The following is a 20,034-nucleotide window of genomic DNA, read 5'->3' as shown; positions in this document are numbered from 1 at the left end:
TTGTCATATTTCTCATTTTTTTTGAGCCTTTCAACGTCGAAATCAAGGACTGAGCGGGTCGGTGTGCTTGTCCTCAGTCAACTTTTTTATTTTTTTGAAAAATCGAAATTTGATTGATTTTGAATTGATTAGCTTTTTTAGGTTTTATTTGAAGTGTATTTTTTAAAGTTTTTCATATCAAAAGTAAGTTGTTTAGACTTATTCTAAGTAATTTAAGTGAATTATTTAGCCACAAAAAAAAACCTCCAAATACTGGCATATTTGAAGGTTAAAATTTAGTAAGATTTTAATCCGCTAAAATTAAAATTCTATGCTGTAAAGATACAATTTTTATATGATTTCTGTATCAATAAATGTTGTAGAAGTGCTAATTCTTGAACTTGCAGTTGATCTCCAATCTCGGCGCATAATCCAATATTTAAAAGCATCTGAAAAGTTGGTTGAATACATCGGTCTAAGATGCATTGCTAATTTTTCAGATGTTTTATTTTTATGGATTTTTGTTTTTCCTTTTACATCTTTTTTGGTGATGACTTTCGTAATCTCCAATGATGATTTTAACTCTTTGTTGAACTTACGATATATACGCAATGTTGGAATTCCTGCAATACCTTCGTTCAACCATTTTGTCATAAAATAATATTCTTCGTCCTGGTAGATGGTCGCTTGATTTTTTGACATCAAATTCACTTTCCATTTTTGACCAATTTTTGAAGAATATTCTTCAATGGAAGTTTTAACATCTGTTGCCCAATCTCTATTGACTTGTTCGTATTGATTTCCTGAACGATCATAATACAAGTTTAAGATACGTTTTTCGTGTCCATCATAGAAATCTACAAATTTAGCCGCTATTTGTGCTGTACTTTCTGGTGGAAGGGTAAAGAAATTTCTTAATGCATAAATGTAATTTTTATTTTCTTGACCTGTTACCATACTGATCATATCTCCAAAATCCATTCCTGCAGATATAGGTTGTTTTTTGTCGTAATATGGTTTTTTGATATGTTTTGCTAAGGGATTGAATTCTTCTTTCAAGGTATAATTTGAAAGGAAATCTTCGCGTAAACCATCGTCAAAAAAATGGTGTGGACCCAAATAAGCGTAAAACATTGCGCCTTGTGGAATCGTTGGTTTTAAAGATAGAATAGAGGTTTTAAATTCTTCTATACCTAATGTTTTCAACGAATCTTCGAAGTAACCTAAGGTTAAGATTTGTAAATTGGCCAAAGATGATCCAATTGCAAAGTAGGTAGAATCTTTACGCGCACGTCTCCATGCAATAGTATATTTTACAATTCTTTTTTGGATACGTTGAACGGCTAAATCATCACGATTTTTGTATGCTTTGAATAATTTCTTTTTATCTTCATTAATCAGATGTGATAAATTCAAAATTAATTTTATTTGCTCCACATCCATATTTTCTTCCTGTTGCATAATCCAATCATATTCTTTGTGCATTGGATTTGGCATATCGGTTGTGAATGAATGTCCTCGATAATAAACAGAATCACCGAAATTGGTATATTCTCCACGAATTGCAGGGAATAACTTTGCGATTTTCTTATCATCAAAATACTTTACTTCGTCACCAAATAGATGTTGGTAGGAATTACCTGCCGCAGAAGATGGTTGAGCCAAAGAAACGATTTTGAAAAAGCAGCCATTGTAAATCGACATTGTATGCTGAAAGTCTTTTGGAGACTTGTATGGTTTTTCGAAATGTGCTGGTGGCCTTTCGTCCAACACATAATGCACACCTTCTACCCAACCTTTACGGTTCCAACCTTCTATTAAGGCATCACGAACATTACCAATTGCATTTTCATAAGTATCAGCTACCCATGCAAAATAAGCACGTGCCATATCTTCCGAAATACGAATAGAACGTTCAGCTAATATATCAGAGGATTTGGCTGTGGCACGTCCTGAAATTATATCAAGATTTTTTGGAGCGATTAAATCAATTCGCATTTTTAGCCACGATGCAAATCGACCTTCCACTAACGGATCATCAATCAGATTTGCGAACGTCCTCATGTTTATTTGGGAATAGTTTTAAAGGTTTTAACATTGCTTCTTCGTAAGCCAGTTCTTTTTCTTTTTCGGTAATACCTTCTAAAGAATCGATAAATTGGCGTACTTTTTCGTTATCCTGAATAGTATCTAATCCTAATTGTTTTGGATCATAGGAATAAATAGCAAACATTCTTCCTGCGGCTTCTGGATTAAGCTGTGGTGGATCGGCTTTATCTAATTCACGAATTTTGGCAACTTCTATCCATAGTTTAGTTGCAGCCACAAAATCTTTCGTGTCTTTTGCTGCCATAATCGCTGCATTGATTCCACGTTCCATTTTATCAGCAATAATATTTCGCCATGCCGATTTGGAAATTTCATTTTCGCAATAGAAAAATTCTAACGCTTGGTTATAATATTTTTTGGCTAAATAGCGCGATAAACCTTCGGCAGTAATTAAATGTTGAACGATATGATCTTCGCTACCATATTGCTCAATGCGCAAATGCATTGCTCGAATTTTGTCTAATAATTCGAGATGATTTAAAATAGGTTGTTTATGTGCTGGAATGATATCATCTGGACCATACTTGCAATCGATGAAATCATAAATATCTTCTAATGTTATATTTTCTGTTTTCATCCAAAAAAGTGTTTTCTTATTTCGTCAACTCTACGAGATTCTTTGCTTTTTTCGAACTGAAAATTTGCTGATGTATCGCCTTTTGCTGCTTTTTCTATCATCGCATTGTTGATAGAATATTCTACAGCCATTCGACCACGGTTTATGCAGTCGTAGACGCGTGTTCCTTTTGTATTTGCTAAGGTGATAAAGATATCTTCGTTAACATCTAATAATTGCGCAATACGACGCAATGAGAATTGTGCACCTGCTAATTTTTCAAGTTGTTCATATTGTTCCTCGGATAGGAAAAGCGGATTTTCGTGGAATGGCGTTGACATTTTCTTTTGGTTTTAGGTTTTCGAATGCTTCTCGGAGTTGTTGGACTAATTTTGGAAATTCCTCTCTCAACATCATTTGTTTGACATCTTCTGGATAGGGTAATTGTGAAGAATGACTAAAATCTTCGATGGCTGAAATAGCGTTATGTAAATCAGTTAGATTTTGCATTACTTATTTTCTTCAAAAGACTTTTCTAAGTAATAAATTAATCCCTTTAATGAATTTTCACCAGTGGCTTGTTTAGTACCAATTTCTTCAAATTCATCTGGATTTTGTAGATAATCATTTAACCAAACATCCCAAGCATCTGTAATTTGTTTTTTGTTGTAAACTTCATTATTAACAGATATAAAAATGTCTTTGTTTAATGTTTTCAAGTCATTAATAACTTCTGGAATAATATCCTTAAGTGCTTCAACAGAAATTTCTGTTGGCATTAAAGGATTTTGGAGATTAGCATTTATATTTTCTAATCTATCTATAATTGATTGAATGTTTTTCATGTTAATTAAGAATTAGATAATTATGAAATAACTTTTGGATAGTATTTTTTGGAATAGAATTTTTAATTTCTTCTACATAGTTTTTTACAACAGATTTAGGTTCTATAGCTGATTTAGGAATTTGAACCATTGGCTTATGATGTAATAAATCTATAGGGAGGATTAATCTATTCTTCGTACGAGCAATTATCAATGGATTGTTTATTTTTAGAATTTGCTCTATTGCTAACTGAGTAATACCTAATAAATCTTTTTGCCTTTGTCGACTATAATAAACCTTCGTTATTTGTTTATTGTTTAAACTAAAATTTTTAATAATTGATGCAGTCAATGGCGAAATTTCAAATACTTTATTCATGATAATTGGTTTTTAAAAACCAACTTTTTTGAGGTGATCGCCAAAGTTGGAAATGAGTAAAAAAAGATATTTAAACAGGCAGGATTTAATTATTTGCTTTTTCTAAAGACTTGATTACAAGATTTCGTTCCAGTTCCAACGCTTCTATTTTAGCTTTTAGGTCGGTTACTTTTTCTGTATCCTTTTTCTTTTCTGCTTTTGTTAAGGCAGATTTAGCCACACGAATTTGACCTTTCAACGTTTCGATGCGTTGCGCCTTTTGTTCGGCAGTCATATTCTCAATTGCTTTTTTTAGGTTGTGCGTAGCAAAGATTTCGTGGTTCCCAAGAATTTTTCCTGTTTCTTGATAATATTTCAATTCTTCATATATCAATGAGTTTAACATATCAGCATCGGCAACACTTTGCGCAATTTCAGCACGTTGTTCTTCTGGCGTATTTGGATCGTCTAACGCACCACGACCAGCTACCATTTTATGATAGGCTGTAATTTTATCATTGACCAAAATTTTAAATTCTTCTGGACAATCTTCTGAATTTAGGAAAGGAAATTCTTGACGAATTGGAACTTCGTTATTTTGAGTTTCTTTATTAATATTTTCGTTCAACTCTGAATCTTCAACTAAATGTCTTGTACGATTTTGACAACCATTTTCGTCACAATAATTCATATTGCATTTTTCTTCTGGAGTTTCGCAAAATCCCCAAGGTTTGCGAATAGAATTATCATTGAATTTGTGTTGTACAACTTCTAAATCAGAAATTTTATAAACTTTTTTTACTTCGTAAATCAATTTAGAAAACTGATGTTCAGTAAAACCAATGCGATTAAAATTAGATTCGAAGTTGCGATCCTTTGATGGATTTTTTTTGTAGAAATCAAACAGTTGGTTGAATTTCTCTGGGTGATCCAAAGTTGGATGTTTGATAATATTTAGAATCTCCGTTTTCATACGTTTTTGATTTAAATTTCCGATGAAAACAGCGATTAGAAGCTGACACAAAAAAACCGCTGATTATTCAGCGGCTTCGTTAGATTTTACTTGATCTAATAACCCAATGCAATAAAAGACTGCCATTTGTATATCGGCACGCTGATTTTCGTCCGTAGCAGAATCACTGCCATTCCAGTCCATGAAAAGCGTTAATAAATTACGGTAGATAAAGTCTTTATCTTCTTTCGTAAGATCATTTAGCGGTTTGCTTTGTTGTTTGGCGTCAAGTAACATGTATGTTGAGTTTAAATATCGTAAATCTACTTTGTAATTGCGACAATTGATGTCGTTAATAGATTTGATAACTTATTTAAATTGAAACTATTTATTACTTTTTGAAAAGTATTTTTTGATTTTATTGAATACATTTTGTATCCATGTCCAATGCCCAGTGAAAGCTAAAACAGCGCAAACTATGGTGATACCTAATAAACAAATGATATAAATCGATTGTGGACCAAATGAAAATCGTTCTTTTAAAACTGTTTTGTAATTGATAACCGATTTATACGTTATATCAGATTTGTATGTAATGTTTGAAATGTAACGATTAATCGTTTGGGTTCGTTTTTCTTCTGATTGTTTTGAATCGTTTTGACCTCCAGTTACAGTTGCACCAGAAATAACGAGTTTTTCTGTTTGTCCGTTTTTTGTTTGTTCGATTATCAACGGAATGATTTGACCATTTTGATCAAACAATGGTTTGTAATCAAAATTGAACCAATTCGAATAATCTTTTCTTTCGATGAAAGAATTTTCAATCGTTGATTGTTCCTGATCTACAGACAAATTTGTTTGTTCCGAAATTTCGGAATGGATTTTTTCATGTCCTTTTTCTTTGTCCGTTTTTCGAATGGAGCAACTTAAAATATTTAATCCTATTCCGATACAAATTAGAATTTTTGCTGTTTTTGTTCTGTGCATATTAAAGTGATTTTATTACATTAAATAATGTTTTTGCATATCGATTGATATCTCTGAATTTCTCAGATTCAACTGTGTTACTGCCGAAAAACGATTCGATGATAACAGCTGGAGCTTTTGGTAAGTACGTAAACCAATAGCCACGATCGTTTTTATTTACCAAAGGTTTTGCACCTTGATCTCCACGTAGTCGTGTATTGAATTCTATCATAACTGCTAATGATATTTCTTGAGCAATGACTAATCCTTTTTTGGAAGCGAAATAATAGCAACACTCAGTTCCATTAGCAATTGGAGAAGCTGCATTGAAATGTAATTCGAAAACAGCATCATACTTCTTTTGATTCAGTTTATATGCTAATCCTTTCTGACGCTGGTAATAATCTTGTACGGTATGCGTGTATAAATCAAACATTTCTGGACACAATGCTTGTATTGCTTGTGCAACTTCCAGATTAAAATCGAACTCAGAAATTTGCAAGTTTTCTGAATATGCGCCTTTGTCTTTTGTTGATGTATGACCAACTACTAATGCATATTTTTTCATTCTTCTTTTTTATTTTGGAATTTTTTTAAATCGAGATTGTTGTAAAAAGCATCAACTTTTTCTAACCATTTTTTGGGAGGGAATTTCCCGTTGGACACAATTGCCATGTTATTCCATGCAGAAGTTGCAGGATAAATAAAGACAACCAATCGTGTAACAATTTTTAGCATTTGTTCGATGAGTGAAACATCTTGCAGAATAAAATGAAATGATTCGAACAAAAAAACGCCTCCGACTACTAAAGATATTTTGAGTGTTAGTCCTGCTGCGTTTTCCCGCCAACTGAAAGTTTTGGTAAAAAATAAATGTTTGATTGATCCAAAGAACCAATCTGTTAAAATAGCACCACAAACAATTGTGATATAAGTTGAATTTTCGATGGTCCAAATGGATAATTTGTCGAAAATGTAAACGATTGGTGCGGTAATAATTGCTAATATAGATGATGACAGTAACCGCTCTTTGATGGTGCCATCTGCAATTGTGACGATTTGTAGGAGTATAAAAGATAAAATCGTTTTCATGAAAAAAGATATTTGAGTAAATGTTTAATACTCAAATATCTTTTATGTAGAGTAGGGAAGTGCTGACACTATTTTACATAAAAAAAACAACTCCGAAGAGTGGAATTAAAAAAAACATTACATTTACTCAACTAACTGAAGGTGTAAAATGAAAGATGAAATAAAATCTTTAACTGGACTAAGAGGCATTGCGGCATTTTATGTTATGATTTACCACTATTTTCATACTTATTTAATAAATTTTTATGAAAAAGAACCTAATATATTAATATACTATTTAAGAAATTTTATAAGTCAAGGATATTTAGCAGTTGACTTATTCTTTATGCTTTCTTCTTATGTCTTGTGCTTAAGATACGCGAATGAATTTTCGGAGAAAGTGAATTTCGTGAATTATAAATATTATATGTTCAAGAGATTTAAGAGAATATACCCTCTTTATATTTTCTCATTATTGTTTATAATATGCATATTTAACAACTTTAATATTTATGATTTTATAATTGATATAACATTTCTACAAGCTTATTTTGACACAATAATTAGAGGAGTAAACGTTCCTTCATGGTCCTTGTCGATAGAATGGAGTATCTACTTAATACTTCCATTTCTCATATATTATTGGAACAAAATTAAGTTAAAGTATCATTTTGTATTCGCTTTAATTTCACTTGTATTATTATACCAATGTCAATACTTAGATAAATATGTTATTGATTATAAAAACTGGAGTTTCTATATTTTAGAAGCTAATGAAAAAATTAATATACATATAGGTCCATTAGCTTTGTTTAGAGCTATCGTTGCATATTATTTTGGATTTTTAATTTTTAAATCAATTAATAAAAGTAACATTTTGTTATTTACATCGTCGACTATTTTAATTCTTATTGAACTTATCTTTAATGTCAACGATATATTGATTATCATTCCTTTAGCAATATTTATCCATGGATTAATTTTTAATAAAACATTAATAAGTAGATTATTATCATCAAAAATTTTGAATTATTTAGGTCAAATTTCATTCTCTTTATATTTATTTCATATCATAATTTTAAATACTATTTTTAAATATAATTTTTTAAACATTCCAGAAAATTCATTCAAAATATTCTTATTATCAATTATAATTTCGTTAGTATTCTCATGTATTACTTATGAATTAATAGAGAAAAAATTAACTCAATTTTTATTCAAAAAATAAGCCTACTATTATGCAGGCTTATTTATTATTAAGGTATATAATTAAAATGAGTATCTAAGTAAGCAAAACGCTGCTGCATATAATTCATTATACGAGGAATTGAATTAAGTGTCGGTCTTGCGTTCCATCTTGCAACTTCTTTTTGAATCCTCTCTAAACCGTATTTTGTTTCTTGATTTTTCAATAAAATATAAAGATTTTCTAATGTAAGTATTCCGTTTTCTCTTAAGTATTTATAACGAATATCTAAATCAGTTCCTAATGCTATTCTAACTTTCTGCCAGAATTGTAAAGAGCCACTTGGAATATTCTGATGATTAAACACATTTGCAGTTGGGCTAAAGAATGCGGTTCCATTGAATTGCATTCCAAAAATTGAATCTAAATCATAAGGCATGAATGCAAATACATTGCTATCCCAGCTCGTTAATAAATAGTTCTTTGCCACGCCATCAAAATTGTAAATTGATTGAGAAAAGATGTAATAATCTACTATATTTCTTCGCATATAATAAGAATCAATATTGGCAGTGATATTAGATTGTGCAGAACCATTAAAAGTTAATAATCTGTTTATTTTTGCCATTATTTCAGCGTCTGGAATTTCTCCACCCTCTTCATATCCACTCACTTTAGGGCTTCTTAATTCCCATTGTGTAGGTACAAATGACGTTAAATTTTGCTGACCTACTGAATCACCTAATTGAATATGATTTTTATTTGTGTTATCAATATTATAGTTAGGTCTTTTCTTACCAATATTAAAGTTTCCTAAACCATAATAAACTCCGTTAATGTACATTTCACAAGCAAATCCTTTAACGTGTCCTAATGCTTTAGAATCGAACCTACTCGAATCAATTGCAGTATTAGCAGAGTTATAAGCTATATCTGTTTCGCGCTTTGGAAAACCTTTTCTTGATAATACAATCTGTTCCCATAATTCATTTCCTACAATATTATGAGAGTGAGTAATATCAACATAGTCAGCCTTATAAACAAATTCGTCGTGAGCAATTAAATTCCCGATTTCTAACTTAAATGAATCACTTCTATTTTCATCGTTAAATAGCGATAAAGTCCAATTCTTTTTAGGATAACCTGCTGAACTTGTACCTTGCACCCCTAATTTTGCGTACTTTCTAAACGAATTACCTTGAAAGTCATTATACTTAAATACTCCGTTAATTTTCGTTCCTTTAGCTGTTGGTAAATTTTCGTTTGTATCGAAATCAATTCTTAATATACTTCTCGGCTCTGGTATTGTCGCTGAACTTGACTTAGTTAATACCGATAAATCATTCAACGATTCATCTAAATCGTCAGGAGTAAGATATACTTTTTTACTTCCAAAAACTTCATTAACCTTCCATAATTGACAATCTGTATAATCACTGTGTATGTTGATATCTAAAGTTGTTCCCTCTTCTGTAACTTCAAAATAAATATGTGAGTAACTATTAGAATCAATATTTATTCTTTCGGCATCAGAACTCGCTTTTGGTGCTATATCTTTAATAGTAGCTCCATTCACTTTTAAAGCTGCCGCAGTAAAATATCCACTTTGAAAAACTTGTAATTCGTAATATCCGATTGGTAGTGGCACATTATTGACATCGTAGAATTTACTAATACCAGGTCCGTTTGTTGTTGTTGGAGGTACTTCAAAACTTACTCTTTCACTTCTTTCGTAATCAATCTTTGGCTCTTCGTTTGCCAAAAGATATTCAAATCCTTTATCCCATTCAACATAATATTTTTCAGTCGTCGCACTTTGGACAATTTCCTCAACTCTACAATCGAGTTTATCCATTTTTGCGAAAAATATCAAATTACCACTCTTTATAGGTGTGTAGTTTATAATAGTATAATCAGTCGGGTTAGTCGTTACAACAGGAGATACATATAGTTCCCCACCTCCAGTATATTGCATTACAGCAGTATTTTGAGCTGTTGATTGCCAAACTTTAAGTCTGTAATTCCTTCCTTCAATTAAAGGATATACTTGTCGATAAAAGCCGTTCGTAGTTGTTTGCCCCGTATGTGATAAAAGAATGAATTGTTCTTCGCCATCTTCAGTTTTTATGTTGTTAACAAATTTAGATACCTTTTTATTCGAAATCGCATTCTCGCTATTCTCATCAAATTCTTGGTCTACATCGGGTGACATTTTAAATTCTTCCCACTTAGTTGATGATTTACTTGGATAATCTTTATTTCCGTCTACTTTTGAAATCCAAAATTTATTATCTACGAAAACTTTTGAGTTTACCTCATAACCGTCCTTATCTGCGAAAGAATGTTTAAATTCAACAAAAGAATTCCTCTGAACATATCTCTCAACTTTATCTCCGTTAACCGCTCTAGTGGTTTGACCAGCTGTTACATTTCCATTAGGTTCAATCCTACCTTCTAACGAAGTTGTTCTATTCTCAATGTTAGTAACTTTATTTTGTATAGAAGTATCATCGTATACAGGTATTTCTATCGTTACTAAATCAAAGGTAGAATTGTAAAAAAAAATTAAACCTAAATTGTTAGCAGGAATAGTTTTGTTTCCAAAATTTGGATATTTTCCTGGTCCAACTAAAAAAACAGCTTGCGAAATTCCTTCTGGAAAAGTAGATGATGGAATTACTTTTTCAGGATAAATTCCTCCAGATGAAGTAAGGATTTGTTTTTGTTGTAAAGATAAATTTTCAGCATGGTTTTGTAGTACTTCAACTAAGCCATTCATTTCTTCTGCAGATTGTTGTGATCCAAATGTTTTTGGCAACCATACTGGGTAGTTAATTTCCATATTTTTATTTGAAAATTAAGGCGTTGTACCTAAAAAAAAACTGACGCAATTAAGCGTCAGATGTCCATTTGTGTTGAAAACGTTTTAGTTTGGCTGGTGATTTTTTGTAACGCATATACATACGTTCAATAGATTCTAAAGTATGTCCGTGTTCTTCGAGATCATAATCGTGCATGTACTGACGAATACCTTCTTTTATTTTTCCGTTTTTCTCAAATCCACGTAAATAGGAATTGAGTGATGTTCGGAAAATATCTTCTAACATGTGGTTGAGATCATCTATAAATGGTTCTGGTAATTTCAAGAAATGATTTCTACCATCTATGTATTGATACACGCTTGCTGTATATTGTTTACTTGCCAAATCTTGTACTTCGAAAACCATGTTGTAAAAACGTTTTGTTTCTGGACGTTCGGCTTTTTCGCACATGGAACGAATATAACGTCCAAGGCTTGATTTGAGATCAATTTTAACTCCTTTTACTTTTTTACCTGCAATTGTGTATTCTTTACCTTCGAAAAAATCGTAAAGAACTGGTATTAGTTCTGGGCGAATAGTTGTTTGGATTAATGTACTCATGCGATAAGTTTTTAAGTATAGATAAATGGATAAGTGAACGTGTAACCTGTATTCACAACATTTTTGATCGATGCTGGAATGATAGATCGCGAAACAAATTTGGCTTCTGTAAAATTGAGATCAGATGAAAAACTTAGTTTTGGCTTTCGATTTTGTTTGACATCATTTCTGCCTATGATAATTTCTGAACCATCGGATAATAAAAGACCGATAAGTTTTACTTTTTTTAGAAATTCTGATTCTAAGGCGTGTTCGTCTGTATTGGAACGGTAACTGAATTTTATACTTTGTGTATATACGCCACCAGAACGTGTTTCTTCATAGTCTTGGTTGAAAGATAATGATGCTCTGTTGTGTTTTTTTTCTGTTGGAGTAGAGGCGATTAATGATTTGTAAAATCCTTTTTTGGTAGTTGAGTTTTTATCTGTATCAACTAATATAGAAGCTATTTTGTTGTCTGTATATAAATTGACTTTACAAACTACTCTAAGATGTCTATTTTGCTGATTCATAAAAGGAAAGGATTTATACAAATATAAACAAAAAATAGACACTAATCTTAATAATGTCTATTTTTTGTTTATGAATAATTATAAAAAACCGCCTTTTGATTCTATATTGATTCCAACCTTATTTTGAATATTAAAAACTTCAATCGCTATATTTCCAATTATATTAAGTTTTTCGGCAAATTTCATCATTTCCATATAGGTAAATTGATTTTCTTTTATATAGTCAATAATAAATTTCATGTATAAATCTATTGGAGGAATGCCTATCATTAAATAATAATTGAATCTTTCATTAATTTTTTCTAAACTCCAATTTGAAGATTTTTTATTGAAAATTAAAATCAAATTATACGTTTCTAAATTTTGTTGAAAGTCTTTTTCATTTGACAAAACTTTAATATTTAAATATTGCTGTTTTAATAGTTTTCGTGTTTTTATTGAATCAATGATTGTTTGAATTATTTTTTTCATAGACTATAGTTTTATATTATACTCTTTTGCGGTTCTATTAACAACTGCATCAAACTTATTTTCTACTTCTTGTATAAATGTTGTCGATTGCAACAATGGTTGTTCAAATGCCATTTGTGTGTGTTGTTCTAATAATTTACGTAGTTGTGTTGCTTCTTCCGTATCTACTCTGGCCAAATCCATTTCGTATAGCATTGCATTTGCTAATATTGTCATTTTGATCAGAAACTTATTTTTTTCTTTTTTTGTCATGGTTTATTTGTTTTATTTACTTTTGTTGCGTCAATCGGGTAGTTATGCAAGATCTAAAGACAATTGCATAATCGGTTTTTGTGGTCTGAAATATTCGCCTGTTTTAAAATCATATTGAAACCAATTGTTTGAAAACTTATCCCAAAAAGTTTTTTCATTAATAAGCATAACCCGACCACCACAATCATTGCATTTTGTATATGATTTTGGAATATTATGCCAAACGGCTTCGCACCCAGGATCTGGACAAACTTTAACAAGACCTCGCATAACAGCACCTACCAAAAAGGCGGGGCTTTGTGCTTCTTCTGGTAATTGTATCCAAAATCTTTTGTAAGCATTTATTATTGCAGCTTCTTTTTTCATTACTTATTATTTAAAGTTTTTTGATAATCTTGTAAAGTCTTCGGTTTTTGTTGATGCACAAAATCTCTGTAATATTTAGATCTTAAATCTGTATTTTCATTTCGCAGAGTTTCTATCCATTCTTGATACGTTTCATTACGTTCTTCTAAAAATTTAATTTTATCACTCTGAGATTTGATCACATCCATTCTCATTTTATTATCGCTGATAAATAAGATTAATAATAATCCTAAAATCACTATTATATATATTAGTATTACTGGTACATTCATTATTTCTCTATTAAAAATTCTTTTATTTTATGGAATGCTACTTTTCTAAGGAAAGCGTGCATATCCTTTCGTTCTTGGGTGACTGATGTCAATTCGATGACATAACCATAGATGAAACTTGTTACTTCCGATACTTCGTCAATAGATGTGTAATCGTCAATAATCAAAATTACTCTGGCTTGTTCTACTAATGTTAACATGCGATGTCAGTTTGCGGTTCTTCTTTTTCTAAACCGAGATCGCCATATAAAATTTCGTGGTCCACTGATTCGAACACATAAATTAAATTGGCTTCTAAATATTTTCGGAATAATTCCATATCCAATTTTTTGTTCATCAGGATAGGACCATCGTAACAATCAAACTCTTTTAGGTAGATGAAAAACGGAAAGTTTTCGCGTATCACCATCTTTCTCATGTTGTTATAATCAATAGATTCCTGTTTGAAATCCTTTGATTGTGCTAATCTTAAATTAATTGTAGCTCTTTTCATGTCTATTTTTTGTGAAAATGTCTAAAAATTGTTTCTATTAACTGAAAAAATAAAATCGTTTTCCAACAATCCTACAAATCTGATTTACAATATGTTAATTGCTTAATTAGTTGTTTTTGTGTTGGAAAGCGTTGGAAAACAAAAACAATTTCCAACGTATTCCAACAAATCCACAGCTTTTCCAACACTATTTTTATATTTAATTTATTTAATATCAATATCTTACTCTCTGTTGGAAATGTTGGAAAAAAAATGTGTCATTTGAGAAATTATTGACGCAATTTTTTATTCTAATTTCTTTGTTAGAATGGTAAATCATCTTCTACTTCTTTATTTGTTGTGTCAGAATTCGCCGAAACTTCTTTATTACTTACAAATAAGTCTGGGGTAACAGGGGTTGGCATCGCTTTCGAACGTTCTTGTATATCCACAGCATAGGAAATTGTATTTCTATCTTCTGGTTTCAGCTTATCCATATCAAAACTCAATGCAGATGTATTGGCACCTTCTGAGAAACGAACCGAATCGTGTGCACCGATAAATGCATTATCTTCTTTCATTGCTTTGCGTAATTCTGATTTTTTTGGTGCAGTTTGATCAAATGTGCGGTACCAATCTTGTTGAATTCTTCCGTATACAAATGAGAAGTTGAAATAAATCGTAGAACCGTCTAATTTGAAATCTAAACCATGCTTTAAATATGCTGGCGTTGACATGCGTAAACATGATGCGAACAATTGCCAGAATTTCTGAATTACAGATTCGTTTTCTATTCTTCTGCGTTGTGCTGTAACCATATCGTCAAAATGAGATAACATTTCGTCGCGTGTAAAAGGGAAATGTATTTCGTTGTGGAAAATCTCGTACATGGCAGCAATAACAGCATGATTTGTTGCTATACGTTCTGGTAATCCTTTGAATGATTTTCTTTTGGCTAATGTTGATTTATATTCTCTGAATTCACGTGTAAAACGTTCTTCAACCAAATGACGTTTCAAGATGATGTCGACCATGAAATGTGATACACCTTTTTTGATCATATCGTCTAACTTGTTGAAGTTTTGTTTGGCTTGTTCGTCAAAGCTATTGACTACCATTTCTTCCCAAAGCATACGAATAATAAGCGGTTCTTCCGTTGGACAATCATTTGATGTTACTAATGGAGCCGATAGAATTGGAACTTCGTCAGAAGAAACGCGCGAATCTAATGTTCCGAATTTATATCCGTTCAAATCCCAAAGTCCTTTCAACATTTCGTTTGTTTCCAGATCACCATTACGATATTCTGATAAGTGGGTAATAACATTCGCAAATTGAGCGAACTCACGAATTTGTGCTTTACCTGTAGATTTTTTAGATGAAAGGGAAATTACAGATTGAATGTCACCAAAAAATGAACGTAAACCTTGTGATAATTGATCCTTTCCTGATGAACCAGGACCGAATAAAAATAACAAAGGAAATGCGCTGATTTCTGATTTCACAATATCATGGAAAGCCGCTGCGAATAAAAATAGAATTCCTGTAATGGCATGATCGCGGTGAACTTTTCGTAATTGTGCTAAATATTCGCCCAAAGTAAAATCTCCCGATTTCACGATAAAACGTTTTTGTGAAATGTAACGCGTAGGATTATTTTTATAAATTCCATTCGCTGATGGAACATAGAATGTTGTATCGTTGAAATGGAACACGCCATTATCGTCCATTTTAACGCGTCCAGTTCCTGGAATAGTTACTTCGTTATTCCAAACAAAAAAACCTTCTGGATTCCAACCCAAAACATCTACAGCACGCCCCGTACCCATAGAATCGAAAAGGAAATCCTTCAAGTTTTCTAAATGATTTGTACGACCTTTAAAACGGTAGTTTCCTTGGTTTTCAATCGTTTTGGTAAATACACCTGTGTTCTGCATAGCATCTGCAGGCGCATCGAAAATACGTTCTACACCTTTTTTGTTGCGAATACGAAATAGTTTCTTTGGATATTTATCATCATTCATGTGTTGAATGATTTCAATTTCGAAATTAGAAATCGATTTGAACGTATCTAATTCGTCATTGCGTTCGACTAACATCCAAATTTCATTTTCGTGTTGAAAGAAATTGTATTCGCGAATCATTGATTTGTATTTCGAAATGTCAACATCTTGCAACTTTACTGGTAAATCGTACTCAGAAAGATTGATGTTTTTGCGTTCTATTTTCTCAGAATCTAAATCTTTGATGATTTCTTTTAGAACTGTTTTCGAAAGTTTAGAAGCTTTCTGTAACATTTCTGAATAGATTTCACGAAAGGTTTTATCTTCGATAGTAGAAAGAACACGCGAACATTTTTTAACGCCTTCTGCTTTTTCGATTGGTGTATCGCCTTTTATCCAATTTTCCATTAAGAATGAAAAACCATTTTGGATATAGTCGTTATCACGTAAATGTTGATCTAACTTTTCATCTTTATTTAAAACAGTTTTGCTAATAAAATCATCAGGATCTAATTTGTTCGGAAGTAAACAAACTTCGACATTAAATCCTTGTGCAAACAATTTTGGTACATTTCGAAGAATAGCATTTGTTCCAGCTTCATCGCCATCGAAACAAACAATTGCTTTGTGTGCAAATCGTTTTACTTTCTTGATTTGACCTTCTGCCAATTCTTTTCCGTAAGGAGAAACAGTATTTGGAATTCCATTTTCTTGCCATGCAATTACATCATTATAGCCCTCTACAAACCAAACGGTATTGGTTTTTGCAATAGATTTTAAAGCAAAATTAAGTCCGTATAGTTGAGAACTTTTGTTGTAGAATTCCGTGTTCGCAGGATTCATCCATTTTGTTTCGTCACCATCTTTTAAGGAACGTGATGCAAAACCAATCATTTCGCCACGTTCGTCTAAAATAGGGTAGGTAAGACGTTCCCAAATTTTATCGTTGTTCTTTTCGTTGATTAAATTTAGTTCACGTCCTGGCCCTACTAAACCTTTAGGAGAAAGTAAATTGTATAAAAATTTTCCACCTGGTGCATAACCAATTCCCCAATGCTGAATTTGTTCTTCTGTATAACCACGTTTAGCGATTTCTAACCACGCAGGATGATCTTTTGGTAATAAATGTAATTGTTCTACGAATTGTTTTTGAGTAGCTTTTAGAATAGGACGCAAATCGTCCATTTTCTTTTTCTTTTCTTCGTATTGCTGAGCCGATGCAGAATCTTCGTATTGCACGTCCATTACATAGAATTTCGCCAATTCGCGTATAGCTTCTGGATAAGTGAAATTGTTTTTCTGCATTAAATACGTAAATACATTTCCACTGATATCGGCAGATTTATCAAAGAACATTTGTTTGGTTGGCGAAACAATACAAGAAGGTGTCTTTTCTTTTTTGAATGGAGATAAACATGTCCAGTTAGCACCTTGTTTACTCATTTTATTATCACGTGAAAATACTTCTACAATATCAGTTTTAGAAAGTAAATCGTTGATAAATTCTTCTTTGATTAGTGACATAGTTTTAGCGGATTTTAAAGAAATAAATAAGAATGATAATTAATAGGATTGCTGACAATCCTATTAATTTAAAAGTTCGGTAATCGTTGTTGTCGTAGTTGTGCATGGTGATTGATTTACAGGTAACCAAAAGCAATTGCAGCCAATTCTCCGATTGTAGTTAAATCAGCATTTTCATAATAAGATAAATCATCTTCATCTGTTAAATTATCTTCATCAACTTCTAAAGTATCAGGATAACATCTACCAATTTTGTCATCTAAATCATTCCATTTTTTATTAATATTTAATAAATATTGAATTTTATCTTTTAATTCACCTATCTCCCATGTTAAACCTTGTTGTCGTATATGCTCTAAATCTTTTTGAGCTTCATCTTTCTCAGTTTCGTAATTGTACGTTTTAAAGAATACAATTTTATTTTCTGTATTTAATCCTAATACGTATGTATCATGTGGTTTGTTTTTTGTTGTCATTTTTTTTGTTTTAGAGTTTAATAAAATTCTATTTCTCTTAATTCAACAGGTCTACATGCAGATTCGTTCTCATCTAAAAATTCAATATTCAAATTATACATTTGAGAATATAAATTAGATTTGATATTAGTGTCGTTGTAGTTTTTGTCCCAATTAGAATAATTTTCTTCTAAATAGTCTGGCCAATTTCCTACTAACCATCCCTTATCATCTATCCATTCCGAAAAAGCATTGTATAATTCTTCACCCCATGCTTGTTCAATTTGTTTTGTAGTCATTTTTTTATTGTTTTTGAATTGTTATTAAAATGGTAAATCGTCTTCTGCAGGAATATCACTTGAATTGGCTTCTAATGGTTTTACTTTTGGTTCTGAACGTTTGAAGTTTCCTAAATAAAATCGTTCTTCTTTCGTAGCATCTTTTAAATTAGCTTGAATAGAACCGATGTTATTGTATTGATCTTGTTCATCATTTAACCAAATGTTTACATTTAAATAAATTTTCCCATTTGAAGCTTTGGTAAATGCTTTATTTCCTTTTTTTGCTTCTTCTATAAGTTTTGAGAAGTCTATACTTCCGTAAAATGATTGTGGCATTTTTCTATTGTTTTTAATTATTTAGGTACTCCGTACGCAATTATTTTTTTCTTATTATCCATTGCGAATAATGGATAGAGATACGAGCGTTTTTGACGTGCATATTTTTCAGCTTGTTTAACATCGAAGAATATCTTAGTTCTACCGTCTTTAGCTCTATCAGTTACTTCTTTGTCATTCTCTGTGAAGAATCTCATTACTGTCTATTATTTGGGTTTTTGTTAATATTTTGTTTAGGTTTAGTCAAAAAAATATCGCTCCAAATATGTTTTATTTGAAAAGTTTGACCACATTTTCTGCAACGGTAAACTTCATAGTCGATATCATGTGCTATAATGTCAAATATTGGCATTTTGTCTTTCAAAAACAGATTTATAATTTTCAATAGGAATCCAAAGAAAATAATCTTCAACTTTAAATATATTTACAAGATGAAATGTAACTTCTTTTGGTATTTCTAAATCTCTACTAACTAGATAAATTCTTTGAATTGTTTCTAATTCTCTTAAATTGTAAATACTTATTAATGATTGTTCAACTTTAATAATTTCATCAAAAGAATAATTAACGTTGTATTTAATTATAGATGGATTAGAAATAGAACCTTTAATTTTTTTTGGTTTAAATGAATCTTTATCAAAATTATATTTTGGTAAATAAATATTTAAAGATTCCATTATAAATGTTAGTTGAGTTTTACCAAATTCTCCAGTAATTAATATTGGTTTTTTCATTTTTTAAAATTCTTGATTATTAAAAATTTCTACCCATTTCATTAACCAAGCATCTATAGCTTGAAATTGTGCATTTGTTTTCATGAAGCCTTTTTTTGTTTTAAATCATTATGAACTGGATGAACACGATCAACTATTTCACCCATTATTAATTCTTTAGAATTTTCAAGAAATTCAAATCTTTCTAAAACTTTACGTGTAGATTGCTCCACGTTAAATTTCTGTGTTCTTTGTAGAATTTCTAACACATTCCATGCGCTTGAAAGTTCTTGTGTTGTGATTTTTTCTAAACTCATTTTTGTTGAATTTTTCGTTAAACTTCTTTTTTATATGTTGTTAATTGCCTCTTAATTGGTGTGTATAATATTGTATTGAAAAGCGAAAATTGTCAATTCTTGTTTGGTCGAAATTTCAAGCTTTTCATATAATACACGTTTCTTTAGGTGAAGAGTTCCCAAAGCTATATTTAGTTCCATTGCAATGACATCGTTCGTCATGTCGGTAACTAATAGCTTTATCAATTGAACTTCATCTATGGTAATAGGTTGATGATGTACTTTGATGTTTTTACAAACTAATCCAGCAGATTTGCAATTTGTTCTTAATGGACATTCCCAATATTCACCTTTTTGTACTCGACCAGATGCAGTGATGTCTGCATTAAAGTCTAAGCCACCGTATCTGCATTTTGTAAATTGTTCTACTTGCATTTGTTCATTGTTTGGATGCCAGTCCATAAGTGCCAAATGAGCGTCAATGTCTTTATGCATTTCATCTTTCAACATTTTGTATATAGTTGAATCTATTTTTGAGAATGGTAACATTTTACCATTTTGAATAAATGTTAGAGTTTCACCTGTTGTGAAAAACTCTATTTCGGAATTGATCATTCCTGGATAAAAATTTTGTTTAATCATAGCGGATTGTCTAAAT

29 protein-coding genes are annotated in these 20,034 nt (G+C 31.2%); 1 reads left to right on the top strand and 28 read right to left on the bottom strand.

What is annotated here, in order from left to right:
- Window positions 1–330: 330 nt before the first annotated feature.
- The 11 genes from NZD85_RS05070 to NZD85_RS05020 all read right to left on the bottom strand — a co-directional run bounded on the left by NZD85_RS05070 (window position 331) and on the right by NZD85_RS05020 (window position 6,836).
- On the bottom strand, window positions 331–2,043 hold the full coding sequence (locus NZD85_RS05070) for a hypothetical protein (protein WP_260543918.1): 1,713 nt from the start codon (window positions 2,041–2,043) through the stop codon (window positions 331–333).
- Entirely contained in the window at window positions 2,018–2,665 is a 648-nt protein-coding gene (locus NZD85_RS05065; RefSeq protein WP_260543916.1) for a hypothetical protein, read from the bottom strand. The genes NZD85_RS05070 and NZD85_RS05065 overlap by 26 nt, the downstream gene beginning before the upstream one ends.
- Complete coding sequence (locus tag NZD85_RS05060) at window positions 2,662–2,985, bottom strand: hypothetical protein (protein ID WP_260543914.1); 324 nt, start codon at window positions 2,983–2,985, stop codon at window positions 2,662–2,664. Before NZD85_RS05060 ends, NZD85_RS05065 begins: the two co-directional genes overlap by 4 nt.
- The gene (locus tag NZD85_RS05055; protein WP_260543912.1) at window positions 2,933–3,154 is read right to left on the bottom strand and encodes a hypothetical protein; all 222 of its coding nucleotides are present in this window, start codon (window positions 3,152–3,154) and stop codon (window positions 2,933–2,935) included. Before NZD85_RS05055 ends, NZD85_RS05060 begins: the two co-directional genes overlap by 53 nt.
- Window positions 3,154–3,489: a hypothetical protein gene (locus tag NZD85_RS05050; protein WP_260543910.1), complete on the bottom strand. Its 336-nt coding sequence runs from the start codon at window positions 3,487–3,489 to the stop codon at window positions 3,154–3,156. The genes NZD85_RS05055 and NZD85_RS05050 overlap by 1 nt, the downstream gene beginning before the upstream one ends.
- Window position 3,490: 1 nt before the next feature.
- The gene (locus NZD85_RS05045; RefSeq protein ID WP_260543907.1) at window positions 3,491–3,847 is read right to left on the bottom strand and encodes a hypothetical protein; all 357 of its coding nucleotides are present in this window, start codon (window positions 3,845–3,847) and stop codon (window positions 3,491–3,493) included.
- A gap of 85 nt (window positions 3,848–3,932) precedes the next feature.
- On the bottom strand, window positions 3,933–4,799 hold the full coding sequence (locus NZD85_RS05040) for a hypothetical protein (protein WP_260543905.1): 867 nt from the start codon (window positions 4,797–4,799) through the stop codon (window positions 3,933–3,935).
- 63 nt (window positions 4,800–4,862) lie between these two features.
- Window positions 4,863–5,075, bottom strand: a complete 213-nt coding sequence (locus NZD85_RS05035; protein WP_225542056.1) for a hypothetical protein — start codon at window positions 5,073–5,075, stop codon at window positions 4,863–4,865.
- Between the two features lie 87 nt (window positions 5,076–5,162).
- A complete protein-coding gene (locus NZD85_RS05030) occupies window positions 5,163–5,765 on the bottom strand; it encodes a hypothetical protein (RefSeq protein WP_260543902.1) in 603 nt (200 codons plus the stop codon).
- A gap of 1 nt (window position 5,766) precedes the next feature.
- Window positions 5,767–6,312, bottom strand: coding sequence for an N-acetylmuramoyl-L-alanine amidase (locus NZD85_RS05025; RefSeq protein ID WP_260543900.1), 546 nt, complete (start codon window positions 6,310–6,312; stop codon window positions 5,767–5,769).
- On the bottom strand, window positions 6,309–6,836 hold the full coding sequence (locus tag NZD85_RS05020) for a hypothetical protein (protein WP_260543898.1): 528 nt from the start codon (window positions 6,834–6,836) through the stop codon (window positions 6,309–6,311). The genes NZD85_RS05025 and NZD85_RS05020 overlap by 4 nt, the downstream gene beginning before the upstream one ends.
- A gap of 148 nt (window positions 6,837–6,984) precedes the next feature.
- Between NZD85_RS05020 and NZD85_RS14785 the strand changes: the two genes are divergently transcribed.
- Complete coding sequence (locus NZD85_RS14785) at window positions 6,985–8,043, top strand: acyltransferase family protein (protein WP_396127088.1); 1,059 nt, start codon at window positions 6,985–6,987, stop codon at window positions 8,041–8,043.
- A gap of 28 nt (window positions 8,044–8,071) precedes the next feature.
- Here the strand turns inward: NZD85_RS14785 and NZD85_RS05015 are convergent, their stop codons facing one another.
- The 17 genes from NZD85_RS05015 to NZD85_RS04935 all read right to left on the bottom strand — a co-directional run bounded on the left by NZD85_RS05015 (window position 8,072) and on the right by NZD85_RS04935 (window position 20,018).
- On the bottom strand, window positions 8,072–10,843 hold the full coding sequence (locus NZD85_RS05015) for a CotH kinase family protein (RefSeq protein WP_260543896.1): 2,772 nt from the start codon (window positions 10,841–10,843) through the stop codon (window positions 8,072–8,074).
- Between the two features lie 49 nt (window positions 10,844–10,892).
- Entirely contained in the window at window positions 10,893–11,423 is a 531-nt protein-coding gene (locus tag NZD85_RS05010; RefSeq protein ID WP_260543894.1) for a hypothetical protein, read from the bottom strand.
- Between the two features lie 11 nt (window positions 11,424–11,434).
- A complete protein-coding gene (locus tag NZD85_RS05005; RefSeq protein ID WP_260543892.1) occupies window positions 11,435–11,935 on the bottom strand; it encodes a hypothetical protein in 501 nt (166 codons plus the stop codon).
- 78 nt (window positions 11,936–12,013) lie between these two features.
- Entirely contained in the window at window positions 12,014–12,406 is a 393-nt protein-coding gene (locus NZD85_RS05000; RefSeq protein WP_260543890.1) for a hypothetical protein, read from the bottom strand.
- Between the two features lie 3 nt (window positions 12,407–12,409).
- Window positions 12,410–12,622, bottom strand: coding sequence for a hypothetical protein (locus tag NZD85_RS04995; RefSeq protein WP_260543888.1), 213 nt, complete (start codon window positions 12,620–12,622; stop codon window positions 12,410–12,412).
- Window positions 12,623–12,700: 78 nt separating this feature from the next.
- Window positions 12,701–13,024 (bottom strand): hypothetical protein, encoded by a 324-nt coding sequence (locus NZD85_RS04990; RefSeq protein ID WP_260543886.1) that lies wholly within the window; start codon window positions 13,022–13,024, stop codon window positions 12,701–12,703.
- The gene (locus NZD85_RS04985; protein ID WP_260543884.1) at window positions 13,024–13,263 is read right to left on the bottom strand and encodes a hypothetical protein; all 240 of its coding nucleotides are present in this window, start codon (window positions 13,261–13,263) and stop codon (window positions 13,024–13,026) included. The genes NZD85_RS04990 and NZD85_RS04985 overlap by 1 nt, the downstream gene beginning before the upstream one ends.
- Before the next feature lie 32 nt (window positions 13,264–13,295).
- Window positions 13,296–13,496: a hypothetical protein gene (locus NZD85_RS04980; RefSeq protein ID WP_260543882.1), complete on the bottom strand. Its 201-nt coding sequence runs from the start codon at window positions 13,494–13,496 to the stop codon at window positions 13,296–13,298.
- Entirely contained in the window at window positions 13,490–13,789 is a 300-nt protein-coding gene (locus tag NZD85_RS04975; protein ID WP_260543880.1) for a hypothetical protein, read from the bottom strand. The genes NZD85_RS04980 and NZD85_RS04975 overlap by 7 nt, the downstream gene beginning before the upstream one ends.
- 302 nt (window positions 13,790–14,091) lie before the next feature.
- Window positions 14,092–17,295, bottom strand: a complete 3,204-nt coding sequence (dnaG, locus tag NZD85_RS04970; protein WP_260543878.1) for a DNA primase — start codon at window positions 17,293–17,295, stop codon at window positions 14,092–14,094.
- 116 nt (window positions 17,296–17,411) lie between these two features.
- Window positions 17,412–17,771 carry a hypothetical protein gene (locus NZD85_RS04965; RefSeq protein WP_260543876.1) on the bottom strand — a complete coding sequence of 120 codons (360 nt, stop codon included), beginning with the start codon at window positions 17,769–17,771 and terminating at the stop codon, window positions 17,412–17,414.
- 17 nt (window positions 17,772–17,788) lie between these two features.
- Entirely contained in the window at window positions 17,789–18,049 is a 261-nt protein-coding gene (locus NZD85_RS04960; RefSeq protein WP_260543874.1) for a hypothetical protein, read from the bottom strand.
- A 24-nt stretch (window positions 18,050–18,073) separates the two neighbouring features.
- Window positions 18,074–18,367, bottom strand: coding sequence for a hypothetical protein (locus tag NZD85_RS04955; protein ID WP_260543871.1), 294 nt, complete (start codon window positions 18,365–18,367; stop codon window positions 18,074–18,076).
- 17 nt (window positions 18,368–18,384) lie between these two features.
- Complete coding sequence (locus tag NZD85_RS04950) at window positions 18,385–18,564, bottom strand: hypothetical protein (protein WP_260543869.1); 180 nt, start codon at window positions 18,562–18,564, stop codon at window positions 18,385–18,387.
- A gap of 141 nt (window positions 18,565–18,705) precedes the next feature.
- On the bottom strand, window positions 18,706–19,101 hold the full coding sequence (locus NZD85_RS04945) for a hypothetical protein (RefSeq protein WP_260543867.1): 396 nt from the start codon (window positions 19,099–19,101) through the stop codon (window positions 18,706–18,708).
- Between the two features lie 80 nt (window positions 19,102–19,181).
- Window positions 19,182–19,397 (bottom strand): hypothetical protein, encoded by a 216-nt coding sequence (locus tag NZD85_RS04940; protein WP_260543865.1) that lies wholly within the window; start codon window positions 19,395–19,397, stop codon window positions 19,182–19,184.
- Between the two features lie 51 nt (window positions 19,398–19,448).
- The gene (locus NZD85_RS04935; protein WP_260543862.1) at window positions 19,449–20,018 is read right to left on the bottom strand and encodes a helix-turn-helix transcriptional regulator; all 570 of its coding nucleotides are present in this window, start codon (window positions 20,016–20,018) and stop codon (window positions 19,449–19,451) included.
- Window positions 20,019–20,034: the final 16 nt, after the last annotated feature.

The sequence above is a fragment of the Empedobacter stercoris genome, from assembly GCF_025244765.1.
Lineage (GTDB): Bacteria > Bacteroidota > Bacteroidia > Flavobacteriales > Weeksellaceae > Empedobacter > Empedobacter stercoris.
This window is presented reverse-complemented; position numbering and strand designations above follow the sequence as displayed.

Excerpts from the sequence above, each read along its gene's own strand:
- NZD85_RS05070 (WP_260543918.1), bottom strand. The coding sequence starts at position 2,043 with ATGAGGACGTTCGCAAATCTGATTGATGATCCGTTAGTGGAAGGTCGA.
- NZD85_RS05065 (WP_260543916.1), bottom strand. The coding sequence starts at position 2,665 with ATGAAAACAGAAAATATAACATTAGAAGATATTTATGATTTCATCGAT.
- NZD85_RS05060 (WP_260543914.1), bottom strand. The coding sequence starts at position 2,985 with ATGTCAACGCCATTCCACGAAAATCCGCTTTTCCTATCCGAGGAACAA.
- NZD85_RS05055 (WP_260543912.1), bottom strand. The coding sequence starts at position 3,154 with ATGCAAAATCTAACTGATTTACATAACGCTATTTCAGCCATCGAAGAT.
- NZD85_RS05050 (WP_260543910.1), bottom strand. The coding sequence starts at position 3,489 with ATGAAAAACATTCAATCAATTATAGATAGATTAGAAAATATAAATGCT.
- NZD85_RS05045 (WP_260543907.1), bottom strand. The coding sequence starts at position 3,847 with ATGAATAAAGTATTTGAAATTTCGCCATTGACTGCATCAATTATTAAA.
- NZD85_RS05040 (WP_260543905.1), bottom strand. The coding sequence starts at position 4,799 with ATGAAAACGGAGATTCTAAATATTATCAAACATCCAACTTTGGATCAC.
- NZD85_RS05035 (WP_225542056.1), bottom strand. The coding sequence starts at position 5,075 with ATGTTACTTGACGCCAAACAACAAAGCAAACCGCTAAATGATCTTACG.
- NZD85_RS05030 (WP_260543902.1), bottom strand. The coding sequence starts at position 5,765 with ATGCACAGAACAAAAACAGCAAAAATTCTAATTTGTATCGGAATAGGA.
- NZD85_RS05025 (WP_260543900.1), bottom strand. The coding sequence starts at position 6,312 with ATGAAAAAATATGCATTAGTAGTTGGTCATACATCAACAAAAGACAAA.
- NZD85_RS05020 (WP_260543898.1), bottom strand. The coding sequence starts at position 6,836 with ATGAAAACGATTTTATCTTTTATACTCCTACAAATCGTCACAATTGCA.
- NZD85_RS14785 (WP_396127088.1), top strand. The coding sequence starts at position 6,985 with ATGAAAGATGAAATAAAATCTTTAACTGGACTAAGAGGCATTGCGGCA.
- NZD85_RS05015 (WP_260543896.1), bottom strand. The coding sequence starts at position 10,843 with ATGGAAATTAACTACCCAGTATGGTTGCCAAAAACATTTGGATCACAA.
- NZD85_RS05010 (WP_260543894.1), bottom strand. The coding sequence starts at position 11,423 with ATGAGTACATTAATCCAAACAACTATTCGCCCAGAACTAATACCAGTT.
- NZD85_RS05005 (WP_260543892.1), bottom strand. The coding sequence starts at position 11,935 with ATGAATCAGCAAAATAGACATCTTAGAGTAGTTTGTAAAGTCAATTTA.
- NZD85_RS05000 (WP_260543890.1), bottom strand. The coding sequence starts at position 12,406 with ATGAAAAAAATAATTCAAACAATCATTGATTCAATAAAAACACGAAAA.
- NZD85_RS04995 (WP_260543888.1), bottom strand. The coding sequence starts at position 12,622 with ATGACAATATTAGCAAATGCAATGCTATACGAAATGGATTTGGCCAGA.
- NZD85_RS04990 (WP_260543886.1), bottom strand. The coding sequence starts at position 13,024 with ATGAAAAAAGAAGCTGCAATAATAAATGCTTACAAAAGATTTTGGATA.
- NZD85_RS04980 (WP_260543882.1), bottom strand. The coding sequence starts at position 13,496 with ATGTTAACATTAGTAGAACAAGCCAGAGTAATTTTGATTATTGACGAT.
- NZD85_RS04975 (WP_260543880.1), bottom strand. The coding sequence starts at position 13,789 with ATGAAAAGAGCTACAATTAATTTAAGATTAGCACAATCAAAGGATTTC.
- dnaG (WP_260543878.1), bottom strand. The coding sequence starts at position 17,295 with ATGTCACTAATCAAAGAAGAATTTATCAACGATTTACTTTCTAAAACT.
- NZD85_RS04965 (WP_260543876.1), bottom strand. The coding sequence starts at position 17,771 with ATGACAACAAAAAACAAACCACATGATACATACGTATTAGGATTAAAT.
- NZD85_RS04960 (WP_260543874.1), bottom strand. The coding sequence starts at position 18,049 with ATGACTACAAAACAAATTGAACAAGCATGGGGTGAAGAATTATACAAT.
- NZD85_RS04955 (WP_260543871.1), bottom strand. The coding sequence starts at position 18,367 with ATGCCACAATCATTTTACGGAAGTATAGACTTCTCAAAACTTATAGAA.
- NZD85_RS04950 (WP_260543869.1), bottom strand. The coding sequence starts at position 18,564 with ATGAGATTCTTCACAGAGAATGACAAAGAAGTAACTGATAGAGCTAAA.
- NZD85_RS04945 (WP_260543867.1), bottom strand. The coding sequence starts at position 19,101 with ATGAAAAAACCAATATTAATTACTGGAGAATTTGGTAAAACTCAACTA.
- NZD85_RS04940 (WP_260543865.1), bottom strand. The coding sequence starts at position 19,397 with ATGAGTTTAGAAAAAATCACAACACAAGAACTTTCAAGCGCATGGAAT.
- NZD85_RS04935 (WP_260543862.1), bottom strand. The coding sequence starts at position 20,018 with ATGATTAAACAAAATTTTTATCCAGGAATGATCAATTCCGAAATAGAG.